The 10,571-nt window shown below is 67.4% G+C and carries 13 protein-coding genes; 6 read left to right on the top strand and 7 right to left on the bottom strand.

The genetic code is table 11. The annotated features are described in order from the left end of the window. Positions 1-149, bottom strand: a 149-nt coding sequence (locus tag ACFY04_RS29985) for a DUF6284 family protein (RefSeq protein WP_389121456.1), incomplete at its 3' end; no start/stop codon positions are given. Positions 150-706: 557 nt separating this feature from the next. On the opposite strand from ACFY04_RS29985, the gene ACFY04_RS29980 reads away from it, so the two are divergent. Both ACFY04_RS29980 and ACFY04_RS29975 read left to right on the top strand, forming a co-directional pair. Continuing rightward, positions 707-1,477 (top strand): helix-turn-helix domain-containing protein, encoded by a 771-nt coding sequence (locus ACFY04_RS29980; RefSeq protein WP_389121437.1) that lies wholly within the window; start codon positions 707-709, stop codon positions 1,475-1,477. Beyond that, on the top strand, positions 1,474-1,947 hold the full coding sequence (locus tag ACFY04_RS29975) for an NUDIX hydrolase (RefSeq protein WP_389121434.1): 474 nt from the start codon (positions 1,474-1,476) through the stop codon (positions 1,945-1,947). The genes ACFY04_RS29980 and ACFY04_RS29975 overlap by 4 nt, the downstream gene beginning before the upstream one ends. Here the strand turns inward: ACFY04_RS29975 and ACFY04_RS29970 are convergent. From ACFY04_RS29970 to ACFY04_RS29945, 6 genes are all read right to left on the bottom strand, one after another. Continuing rightward, entirely contained in the window at positions 1,935-2,504 is a 570-nt protein-coding gene (locus ACFY04_RS29970; RefSeq protein ID WP_389121431.1) for an HD domain-containing protein, read from the bottom strand. The genes ACFY04_RS29975 and ACFY04_RS29970 overlap by 13 nt on opposite strands. 11 nt (positions 2,505-2,515) lie before the next feature. Beyond that, a complete protein-coding gene (locus ACFY04_RS29965; protein ID WP_389121428.1) occupies positions 2,516-2,962 on the bottom strand; it encodes a GntR family transcriptional regulator in 447 nt (148 codons plus the stop codon). 1,225 nt (positions 2,963-4,187) lie between these two features. Beyond that, the gene (locus ACFY04_RS29960; protein ID WP_389121425.1) at positions 4,188-5,570 is read right to left on the bottom strand and encodes a 2OG-Fe(II) oxygenase; all 1,383 of its coding nucleotides are present in this window, start codon (positions 5,568-5,570) and stop codon (positions 4,188-4,190) included. Positions 5,571-5,848: 278 nt separating this feature from the next. After that, the gene (locus tag ACFY04_RS29955; RefSeq protein WP_389121422.1) at positions 5,849-6,208 is read right to left on the bottom strand and encodes a GntR family transcriptional regulator; all 360 of its coding nucleotides are present in this window, start codon (positions 6,206-6,208) and stop codon (positions 5,849-5,851) included. 1 nt (position 6,209) lies between these two features. Then, positions 6,210-6,695, bottom strand: coding sequence for a hypothetical protein (locus tag ACFY04_RS29950; protein ID WP_389121419.1), 486 nt, complete (start codon positions 6,693-6,695; stop codon positions 6,210-6,212). Continuing rightward, positions 6,692-7,156 (bottom strand): DUF1648 domain-containing protein, encoded by a 465-nt coding sequence (locus ACFY04_RS29945; protein ID WP_389121416.1) that lies wholly within the window; start codon positions 7,154-7,156, stop codon positions 6,692-6,694. Before ACFY04_RS29945 ends, ACFY04_RS29950 begins: the two co-directional genes overlap by 4 nt. Before the next feature lie 251 nt (positions 7,157-7,407). Here ACFY04_RS29945 and ACFY04_RS29940 point away from each other — a divergent pair, with 251 nt between their 5' ends. From ACFY04_RS29940 to ACFY04_RS29925, 4 genes are all read left to right on the top strand, one after another. Then, positions 7,408-8,070, top strand: coding sequence for a sporulation delaying protein family toxin (locus ACFY04_RS29940; RefSeq protein WP_389121414.1), 663 nt, complete (start codon positions 7,408-7,410; stop codon positions 8,068-8,070). A gap of 118 nt (positions 8,071-8,188) precedes the next feature. Beyond that, the gene (locus tag ACFY04_RS29935; protein ID WP_389121411.1) at positions 8,189-8,788 is read left to right on the top strand and encodes an SdpA family antimicrobial peptide system protein; all 600 of its coding nucleotides are present in this window, start codon (positions 8,189-8,191) and stop codon (positions 8,786-8,788) included. After that, complete coding sequence (locus ACFY04_RS29930; RefSeq protein WP_389121409.1) at positions 8,785-9,795, top strand: sporulation-delaying protein SdpB family protein; 1,011 nt, start codon at positions 8,785-8,787, stop codon at positions 9,793-9,795. Before ACFY04_RS29935 ends, ACFY04_RS29930 begins: the two co-directional genes overlap by 4 nt. Before the next feature lie 77 nt (positions 9,796-9,872). After that, positions 9,873-10,280 (top strand): thiol-disulfide oxidoreductase DCC family protein, encoded by a 408-nt coding sequence (locus ACFY04_RS29925; protein ID WP_389121407.1) that lies wholly within the window; start codon positions 9,873-9,875, stop codon positions 10,278-10,280. The last annotated feature ends 291 nt before the right edge of the window (positions 10,281-10,571 follow it).

Genomic DNA, 10,571 nt, shown 5'->3' with positions numbered 1-10,571 from the left:
TCCAGCACGGTGATCTGCGCGTCGAGCAACTCGACCCGCGCCTCGATGAGGGGCATCTCGCGCTCGATCGCGTCCAGCTCCGCGTCCGACGGCTCCAAACCGTCCGACCACGGGGTAACGATGCTCTGAAGTGCAGCGATGGACTTCATGGGTCTTGCTCCTTCGACAGAGGAACGGGACTCAGCAGCCCTCGGCGCGGACACGCCGGGGGCTGCACTGCGTTGCGGGTGGAGCGGATGTACTCGGCTCCCTGCGACCCCGCCCGTACGGCCCAGGGGCCGGACGGGCGGAGGAGGCAACCGGCCGCAGCACGAGGCGCCGCGGAGGTTGAGCGCGCGGACCTTGGCCGCGCTGGCCGCCTTTTGAGTAGGAGGCGACTACCTCACGCTGTTGAGTTCTCAAGGAACGGCGGCTCTCCGGCGAGGCGTGGAAACCTCGAAGGGCTCCCGTATGCACGGGGCAACGCCGGAACCAAAGGGATGCCACGCACCGCCGAAGCGATGCATGTATTACATGCCTCTCACCGTGACAGATCAGATCCGCGCCGTCAACCGGCAGGCTTCGGGGTGTCGGATCTGCCGCCCTCGGTGGCGACATGACCAGCATGGCTGGGAAGCGCGGGACGTTGGACTCCGTGCATGTACGACTTGCGCCCTACTCGCTAGAGTCCAAGTCGTCCCAGGACGTCCTAAGTGGGGGAGGTCGTATGGCGAACGAGCGGCTCCGCGGGGCCATCGTGGAGAGCAACCTCAAGTTGGAGCAGGTCGCCGAGCGACTCGGAGTGTCACCCAAGACGGTTGAGCGCTGGATCTCCGACCCAAAGCGCAAGCCATACCGACGATTTCAGTACGCGCTCGCGTCCATTCTTCGGCGGGAGGTCTCGTATCTCTGGCCGGACGAACGGACTTCCGAGGAGGTCACAGCCTCCAGCGGTTCCGAGATCCTGACGCTCTATCCGCACCGCTCCGTGGTCCCGCAAGATGCCTGGACCAAGCTGTACGCCGACGCAGTCAGCCACTTCGACGTGCTGGTGTACTCCGGCTTCTGGCTGACGGAGGACCCGCGCTTCCATCGGCTCGTTCGGGAGAAGTCAGCCGCCGGCGTCCCTGTGCGCTTCATTCTGGGCGACCCCGCCAGCGCGGCCGTGGCCGTACGGGGTGACGACGAAGGAATTGGCTCAGCCATGGCCGGCAAGATTCGGAACGCCCTGCTCAACTATGCGCCGCTGTTCCGACTGCCCGGCGTGGAGTTCAGGCTGCACTCGACCACGCTCTACAACTCGATCTACCGCGCCGACAACGAGCTGTTGGCCAACGGCCACGTGTACGGCGTCGGCGCCTACATGGCGCCCGTGCTCCACCTGCAGCGCGTTCCCGGCGGCGAGCTGTTCGATACGTACGCCGAGAGCGTCGAGCGGGTCTGGGAGACCGCCCGGCGAATCACCTCGCCCACCGACTATGAAAGCGCCAACACGTGAGCCGCATCGACTACTTCCGCGACCCGAACGCCCCTGCAGCCAACTCGGTCGTGCCCTCCGTAACCGCTGTTGTCCGTGATGAGCACGGGAACCTCCTGCTCATCCACAAGACCGACAACAACCTGTGGGCGCTGCCCGGCGGCGGCCATGACGCAGGCGAGAGCATCACCCAGACGGTCGTACGCGAGGTGGAGGAGGAGACCGGCATCGCCGTGGTTGTGGAGGACATCGTCGGCCTCTACACCGACCCCCAGCACGTCATGGCGTACGACGACGGCGAGGTCCGCCAGCAGTTCTCCATCTGCTTCCATGCTCGGCCGATCGGCGGCTCCGTGCGAACCAGCTCCGAATCCAAAGAGGTCCGCTGGGTCGCCCCGGCGGACCTCGACAAGCTGGACATCCACCCGTCAATGCGGCTCCGCATCTCCCACGGGCTCGACGCAGCCCAGAGCGCGCCCTACATCGGCTGAGCGGACTCCTGAGCTGCCCCGAGTCGGCTCTGCACCCGCTGCACAGACGCGTGAATTTCGGGGGCGGCCCGCTGGATGAAGCGGCCCACGATGGTGTCAGGCCCATACCGGCCCACGATCTCGCCGACGCGGTCCCCCGAGGTGGTGTGCCCACCATCCGGGGTGGTCGTCATGTCGCAGAACACCAATGCATCCACGAGGGTCGGCCGCTCCAGCTCGAATTCGGCCTCCAGCTCCTCCCGGAGCCCACGCTCCTCGGCCTCAAGCAGGGCGTAGGAGTGATGCGCGACCAGCCGGACCACACGCTCGTCCAGCCCCTCCTGGTCCCGGAGGAACCGAGCGCCGTCGAGCGGGTGGAAGCCGGTCGACGCGATGAGGGGCGAGTAGCCGACGTCATGCAGGACCGCCGCGGCCTCCATGAGCGCAGCGTCCTCGCCGAGGATGGCCCGGAGCTCGCGGGCGCGTCCGGCAACCCCGAGGGAGTGGGCCCAGCGGCGGGGCAGCGGCTCGGCCAGCAGGGATTCAGCGAGTCCGTATGCCCGCTCCGTGAGGTTCATGGTTGCCAAGGCTACGAGCCTCCTGCTCCGGCGGGGAGAGCCCGTACCTGCCGGCGGCGGCTCGGGCCCATCTCGATAAGGCCCTTGCCCTCCAGCTGAGCGATGGCCGTGCGTACGGCGGTACGAGACACCCCGAACTTCGCGCACAGCTCGCTCTCGGACGGGAAGGTGTCACCCACAGCCGCGCCCTCGGCGCGGAGCAGGTCCGTCACACGCTCCACCAGCGGCCGGCGGTCGCCCGTACCGGCCACGTACCACCCGGCACCCTGGACGGACTCGATGACGCCGTCAGCCTTGAGGGCCTTGAGGGCGCGCCCGATGGTCGTCCGACCGACGCCGTACGCACGCATCAGCTCCGCCTCGGAGGGCAGCCCCTCGCTGATCTTCCCCTTCTCGATCTTCTGTCGCAGAGACTCCGAGATCTGCAAGTACGTACCTCGCGGACTGGCCTGCGGCACGTGACCTCCCCTTCCCTTGACCTCGCTGCCCTCGTGCTGACGGGGCTCGCTGCGTCCAGCTTCCCACGTGCCCACGCGAAGGTCAGGACCTCGGTTGACCAGCACCGCCAGCCCGCCGCTTCGTCTCAGCTTCCGTCTCATTCAGCTCCTTACGTCAGGGTCGCAGCGCCCACGGGGGTGCCGGGCGTTGATCCTTACTGGCTCGCGACGCCTTACGGGCCATACGTGCGCCAGGGGTGGCGATAGGGGTCTCCGAAGTGGACTCCTGCACAGCTCAGGACCCGTGCCGGTGCGGGGCCGGAGCGCTCTTGAAACTCGCTGCGCCCCAAGCGGGCAGCCCACGGCCGAGGAGATTTTTCGTGTGATCTAGCCCACATAGATATGTGTGCAATGCGCCTCTATGCGCCACATTGCACCCGGCTGAAAGCTGGTATTTGCCACACCGCCGTCAGGGGCCTGTGCTATGCCCCGCCCGAAATCGCAGTTCAAGGCCAGTCAGGCCACCCGCTGCGACACCCTCCCGAATACCCAACTACGTGTTGGGAGGTACCGCCGTGACACAACATCTGGCGGCTGGACCACCGTCAACCAGGCCTCCAATATGGCCACAAGAAAGCCCGCCACACCGCAAGGGCTTCCAGGCGAAAGCGGTGGGACGGGCAAGGAACCTCAAGGAGGCTCACTCATGAGTTTGACCCGCAACCAGGGGGGACTGTCAAACCCTGTCCCCACCCAGTGGGTGATCACCGTGATCGTCATCGTGATGATCGCGTGGCCGGTATTCGGAACCGCGATTGGTTCGTATGCCGACGCCTGCACGGTGGCGGCGCTGTTGAGCATGGCGTATGGACAACGCCGTCGTCGCACAATGGGCTCGGGAGGGGCTCAGAGCGGTCTACCAGGACGGGGCCGCCAGGACGGGTGGCGTCTCAGTTTCCGTCTCATTCAGCTCCGTTCGGCAAGGTTCACGACCGTCCGCACCTGACATGGGGAAGGCTCCGAGAACGTTCGTGAACCCTGGCGAACGTCCACGTATACGGGCCTGACCTGCGCCAACAGACTTGGAAAGCGTGTTGGGGGCAACCCCTCACGAGTTCGAATCTCGTATCCTCCGCCATTGCTCTCACCGGGCAATACGTTGAAGAGCCCCACCGCTTGCGGTGGGGCTCTTTGCGTTCCGTGGTCTCAGTTCTGGTCGCAGTTGCCTCTGCAGCCCTGGCTCGGGCTACCTCCCGTTCAGCAAGGCGCGACAGCAGCCACAGAACATGGCCGCGTCACGCCCGTAGCGGCGCATCACCTGGCCACACTCGGAGCACGGCCCCAGCTCCCACGGTGGGCAGCCCAGGGCCGCAGAGGCGGCAGCCCGCTCGACGGGCGTGATCAGCAGGGGGTTCCGGGACCTCTGCGGCGGCATCCTGGGCAGGGTGAAGCCGCCGGTCGGCTGGCCCAGGTCTCGAATGGGCCGTGGATCGCTGACGAACCAGCCTTCCTCCCCGGCCCGGCACCTCCGATCGATCTCCTGCTCGGCGAAGGTGATCTCATCGTCGCCCTCCTGCTCCGACACCGCGGGGAGGGGAGTCTTCTCGCCGACGATCTCCCGCCATCGCTCACAGTCGGCCGCGGGCACCCACATGTGCCGTCCGGCCCGGCCGCTCCCGCGATTGGGTACGTAGACCGGCACGCTCTCGCCCGTCGCGCTCGACAGCACAAGGTCTTCGAGACGGACGGCCTTCTTCTCCGGCAGGCACAGCGCGGGCAGGAACCACTCCGAGTGGTACGCGCCGCAATGGCCCGCCCCGTCGGTCAGCGGACAGTGCCGGTCACTGCTGGGCACACACTTCCAGACCTGGAGATACCGATACCCGCCGCGGATCAACTTCGACACCCCCGGCGCCCTCGCCGTCCTGTTCCGGTACATCCGCGAGCAGAACCGCATGGAGGAGCCGGCCGGCCCGGCCGCTCTGCGGCTGATCGAGGACGTGAACAACCTCTTCGGAACCTTCGACATCACCGGCTCCGCCCAGAGCGACGCCGCCGTCGACGAACTCGTGAAGGAGCGCGACCGGCTCCGTGCGGCAAAGAAGTCGCCGCTCGTGATCGGCCGTACGCCGTGGATGTGGTCGCGGGTGGCCGGGAAGGCGACCAGGGTGCCGCAGGGCGGCTTGATCTCCTGGGCGGGGTTCTCGAAGAACAGCTCGCCGCCGCCGTAGGAGTCAGGGGTGTTGAGCCAGATCACGAGGGTGAGGTCGCCGCCGACGACGGGCTGTCCGTTGGTCCGGGCCCGCTCGCGTTCGATGTCGGTGACCTCGTCGTGGTGGGCGACGAAGCCGACGCCGGGGCCGTAGCGGTAGACGACCGCTGGCTGGGTGGGTATCCGTTGCGGGGCGATCTCGAAGTGGCCACGCAAGTGGGCGGCGCAGTGCGAGATGACCGCCTCCTCCAGGTGCGTCGGGATCTCGACGTACTCGCTCTTGCGTAGCCAGCGCTGCACCGCCATGCGGGCACTGGCCGGGCCCGAGTACGGCGTCATCGCCTTCACCCCAACCGGGATGACGGTGGACTCGAACGACTGCCTCAGCGTGAAGCTCGGTACACCCTGATCAACCACGCTTCCCTGGCCTCATTCGGCCCCGTCCGGGGCTGTCCGGGCGGGGCCCCGCTGCCCGAAACCGCCTCCGTGTTCCACGTGGGTCCCTCGGCGTCTCCTGGCCAGCGTGCGGTGATCGTGGGGCCGCCGGTGGGCCGCCCGAGGGCCCGGCTCAGTCAGGCGCTCCCTCCGATCGAGCCTTCCTCGTCGACGCGGCAGGTGAGGCGAGCCCTGGTCGGGTCTGTCCAGCCGTCAGACCCGACCGATGCCGGGTTCGCTGCGGACAGGAACGCCTCTATTCAGGTGGTCGGATCGAGCTGTTCGGCGATGAGTTGGAGGATGTCGGGCCTTGTCATGCCTGTTCCTCTAGCGAGGGAAATGAAGTGTCGGCATGCGTCGATGACCAGGGCCTGGCCGGAGGCTTCGGCGGTGACGACTGCGCCGCGTCCGGGGCGGAGTTCGATGAGCCGCTCGTCCCTGAGGATCTGGTAGCCGCGCAGGACGGTGTGCATGTTGATGTCCAAGGTGCGGGCCAAGGCGCGGGCGGAGGGCAGGCGGTCGCCCCTGCGGAGCTTGCCGTCGGCCATGCCGCGGCGTACGGAGGCGGCGATCTGCTCCGCGAGGCTCTGGGGTGAGGACGGGTCGATGGTGACCAGCATGTCAGGGACCTTTGCGTCCGTGAGCCAGGAGATCGTTGGTGAGTTCAGCGGCGGTGCCGGCGTCGTCGATGGTGATCACGAACTGGTTGCCGCCTGTCAGGGTGAGCCATAGGGCGTCACCTTCGCGCAGCGATATGGAGCTGAGGCCCGGGTTCCAGCGGTAGCCCCATCCCCCGATCTCAGTGGGCCGGGTCCAGCGGGCGGAGGCGCTCTCGATGCGTTCGAGGGGAAATCGCCGGCGCAGGAAGGGAAGCACAGCGGAGCCGGCAGTGACGCCGTGGGCAGAGACGGTGACGCGGATGGCTCCGGTCGCCAGGAAAGCCGCGGAGACGATCAGGAGCCACAGGGCGATGGCCCTGTGCGGGCGGTCGACGACCGCGACGACAGTCAGGCCGACAGCCGAGACAACGCCGGTGGCGAGCATCCAGCCACTGGCCAGGAAGCGATGCCAAACCACTACCGGGTGCGAAGCGGAAGGGCGGTTCATGCCCGCCTCCGGGAGACAAGCCAGACCACAGCGCCCACTGCTGCACCGACTGCGATGGCTACAGGCAGTTGGTAGAGGGGCAGTTGGATGCCGTGTCCGTCGGAGTCGCTGACGGCCCGCATGGCGGCAACCAAGGCGTAGGCGGTAGCGGCGGACAGGCCAGAGGCGAAGACGGCCAGCGACCTGACCGTCGTCAGGGCCGACCTGGAGGAGAAGCCCGCGGCGATGGTGCCGGCGGCTTCGATCACGAACAACAGCATGTATTGGCCAAGTGTCGTGGCGGGTGAGCTGTAGCCGTCGGCGGCGCCGTCGAGGGTGAAGTGAGTGGCGATCTTGTCGGGGAACGAGTCCCGGAGCAGCAAGAACGCGATTGAGGTGGCCAATGCCCCGATGGCGAAGGGCGCGGCGACTAAGGCCGCGCGTCGCGTGAGGCTGGCAGGCGGCGCGGGATGCGTCGACATCGACATCGATCCTCTCTGTGGACCACGTCACTGGATTTGTTTGCATCGAGCTAGAGCAATCATATCGATTGGTGATCCGTATACCCAGGTTGCTGTCAGCTACACGCAACCTTGAGCACTTGGCTTGATCGCCTGGCATCGCCCCATAAAGAACATCACCCCACCATCGAACATTTGTAGCGTTCACTCGTCCATGATCCACGGTTGCGATGAGTAACCACTGGAGCATCACGAGAAACAGGGAGCTATACATGCACAGGCGCACAAGCGTCGCCATCGCCGCCGTCACCATCCTCGGGCTCGGCGGTGTCGTAGCCCAGCAGGCCGTGGCCACACCTGTAGCGAGCCAGGCCGGTTCGTCCTTAGCCGCCGCGTCCACGGCCGAGGCCGCCCAGGACGGCCGGGCCCTCTTCGAAGGCCTGGCCTTCGCCCAGGGCTCCGTAGCAGCAGAACTTGCCGACTCCGGCAAGTTCGTGGACGTCGCGGCCCTCCGCGAGAAGAACAGCACCGCCGAGCAGCGGCAGGCCGTATCCGGGGTCCTGGACCGGATACAGAGGGAGCAGCCGCAGTTCTTCGGCTCCTTCTCGGCAAAGCTCCGCTCCGGCGACCCGCGACAGGTGGAAAGCGGGGTCGCCGAGGCCGACAAGATCCTGCAGTCGCTGGCATCGTCGAAGGCGGCCAACGTCGGCGACATCGGAACCGGAACCGCTCAGTGCGCGACCGTGGTGCTCGCCGTCAACGTCCTGGTCGCCGTGAACCTCGGTGGCGCGGTCAACGTCGCCGTCGCCGTCAATCTCCAGGCGGCGGGCAACATCGTGAACGCGCTCAACTTCTGGTCCTCGCCGGTCAACGGCGGGAGTTCTCTGACGAAGGACGAGCAGATCGCCGGGCTGACGCAGGTCCTGGCGGCCTAAGCGCGGCGCACAGCGGCGGGCCGGCCTCCAAGGCGCCTGGCGGCCGGCCCGCCGCCCCTCGTCCTCCGCTCCCGCAGGCCCCCAGGCTTCGCCGACCAGTCAAGGGCACCCCCTTCCCATGCGTCTCACCTACAGAATCCAGCTGCACTCCCACTCTCCCGACCACTCGGTCACAGTGCCCCGCACCTGGGTCACGGCGACCACTGCGGCCTGGGTCGTCATCTGCCTCTACGTGGCCCAGAGCTTCCTGCCGCACAACACCATCTCCCTTCCCGGACAGGGCAAGACCCGGAAGGTGGCGACCGTGGTGGCTCCCCAGGGCTGGGCCTTCTTCACCAAGTCCGCAAAGGACCCTCAGTACGCCCCCTACCGCATGACCGGCGGCCAGTGGCACAGTGCGGCGCTCACCCCGCACTCCAGGCCGTCGAACGCCTTCGGGCTCGACCGCGCTTCCAGGTCCCAGGGCATCGAGGTAGCCCTGCTGCTCCACCAGGAGAACGTCACGTGGACCCCGTGCGCGGAAGCGCGTTCGGTGACGGACTGCCTGAAGAGAGCAGCAGCCCAGGCAACGGCGGCGACCAACCCCTCGCCGGACCCAACCCTGTGCGGACGCGCCGCCGTGGCGGAGATGCGGCCGGTTCCCTGGGCCTGGCGTCACCTCTCCCCTGAGCCTCACACCCCCGAGCGCATCGCTGTCTGGGATGTGACGTGCCCGTGAACCAACGACGCATCCCGCTGCCCTGGACCAACGTCTACGGCCTCGCCCGCACCCTCGTTGCCCTGGGCACCGCCGGAACCCTGGCTGCATCGAGTGCCGAAACCCTGTTCCGGCCCGTGGCCACCATCGGGGACTACCCGGCCTGCACCTCCACCACCGCAGCCAGCCTCTTCTGTCTTTCTCCGGACGACTACACGCACCTGACCTGGATCAAATGGGCGTGCGTCATCGCCCTCTTGGTCGTCGCATCGGGCTGGCGTCCCCAGCTCACCGCCCTGCCTCACGCCTACATCAACTACAGCGTCTTCTCCGGCATCGCGATCGTCGACGGCGGCGACCAGATCGCCCTGATCCTCTCCGTCCTGTTCGTCCTCCCGGCCCTCGGGGACAGGCGGCGCTGGCACTGGGCACAACCTCCAGTCCGGACGCCGCAGACGCGCGCCACCCAACTGCTCGCGCTCATCGGTACCGGCGGACTGATCATGCTGCGCCTCCAGATGATCGTCGTCTACTTCCAGGCCGCCGTCGCCAAACTGCCTCACGCCGAATGGCAGGACGGAACCGCCATGTGGTATTGGGGCACCAACCTCGACTTCGGCCCCGCCCCATGGCTCGACACGCTCATCGCACCTGTCATCGGCACCCCGCTCGGAGTGGCGCTGATGACCTGGCTCCCCCTGGTTATCGAGGGCTCCCTGGCCATCTCCCTGCTGCTGCCGCAGCGCCTGCGATGGTGGGCCATGGGCGCCGGCCTCCTCTTCCACCTCTCCATCGCCCTGATGATGGGCCTGTGGAGCTTCGCCCTGGCCATGGCCGGAGGAATCCTCCTGCTGTGCCTGCCACTCGGCTCCACCCTCCAGTTCCACATCACCAAACCAGCAGTCCCCACACCCTCCACGCCCGAACAAGAGGCCGAGCCGGTGCACGTCGGCGAGCAAGCCGGGGCGGCCGCACTCCCACGGCGCGGGCAGATGGACGAAACGGGACTCACACAAAGTCGGCAGTAATGCCGACAGGGAGCCGCACACGAGGGTGCGCACGCCGAAGGCGGCGTCAGCAGCTCAGGAGGCAAAGGAGAATCCCTATGGCCGAACGTCCAATCCTGCTTTTCGACGGCGACTGCGGCTTCTGCACCAAAGCCGTCAACACCGCTGTGCGCCTGCTGGACACCGACGCCGACATCACCCCCTGGCAGTTCGCCGACCTGGACACACTGGGCGTCACCGCCGAACAAGCCGACAGCGAGGTCCTGTGGATCGAGCCCGGCGCTGCCGTCGTGCACGGCGGCGCGGATGCGGTGGCCCACCTGCTGAAGCAGAGCCCGCGCCGTTCCTGGCGGCTCGCGGGACAGGCCATGGCAATGCCCCCGCTCAACTGGACCGCCCGGCTCGTGTACCGGGCCGTGGCCATGAACCGCCACCGCCTCCCAGGCGGAACGGCAGCCTGCTCCCTGCCCGCCCATCTGCGGCCCGCGACCCGTGACGGCGCCTGACACCACACTCGAGCGGGCTTGGGGGCACAGCCACCAGGCCGATCGCTTGGTAGCCGGTCTCAGTTCTGGTCTCATTCGCCCCCGTCCGGGGCTGTTCGGACGGGGCCGAGTCGAACGCTCCGCCGCAGGTCAGGACGGGTACGACCTCAGCCGGACGGGCGTACGAACATTTGGAAAGCGTGTTGGGGGCAACCCCTCACGAGTTCGAATCTCGTATCCTCCGCCAGTGCCTCACCGGGCACTTGAAGGCCCCGACCGGGAAACCGGCCGGGGCCTTCTGCGTTCGCAGCC

This window comes from Streptomyces sp. NPDC001549, assembly GCF_042894025.1.
Classification (GTDB): domain Bacteria; phylum Actinomycetota; class Actinomycetes; order Streptomycetales; family Streptomycetaceae; genus Streptomyces; species Streptomyces kutzneri.
This window is presented reverse-complemented; position numbering and strand designations above follow the sequence as displayed.

Coding starts and splice junctions, on each gene's coding strand:
- ACFY04_RS29940 (WP_389121414.1), top strand. CDS start 7,408: ATGCACAGGCGCACAAGCGTCGCCATCGCCGCCGTCACCATCCTCGGG.
- ACFY04_RS29935 (WP_389121411.1), top strand. CDS start 8,189: ATGCGTCTCACCTACAGAATCCAGCTGCACTCCCACTCTCCCGACCAC.
- ACFY04_RS29925 (WP_389121407.1), top strand. CDS start 9,873: ATGGCCGAACGTCCAATCCTGCTTTTCGACGGCGACTGCGGCTTCTGC.
- ACFY04_RS29980 (WP_389121437.1), top strand. CDS start 707: ATGGCGAACGAGCGGCTCCGCGGGGCCATCGTGGAGAGCAACCTCAAG.
- ACFY04_RS29970 (WP_389121431.1), bottom strand. CDS start 2,504: ATGAACCTCACGGAGCGGGCATACGGACTCGCTGAATCCCTGCTGGCC.
- ACFY04_RS29955 (WP_389121422.1), bottom strand. CDS start 6,208: ATGCTGGTCACCATCGACCCGTCCTCACCCCAGAGCCTCGCGGAGCAG.
- ACFY04_RS29950 (WP_389121419.1), bottom strand. CDS start 6,695: ATGAACCGCCCTTCCGCTTCGCACCCGGTAGTGGTTTGGCATCGCTTC.
- ACFY04_RS29945 (WP_389121416.1), bottom strand. CDS start 7,156: ATGTCGACGCATCCCGCGCCGCCTGCCAGCCTCACGCGACGCGCGGCC.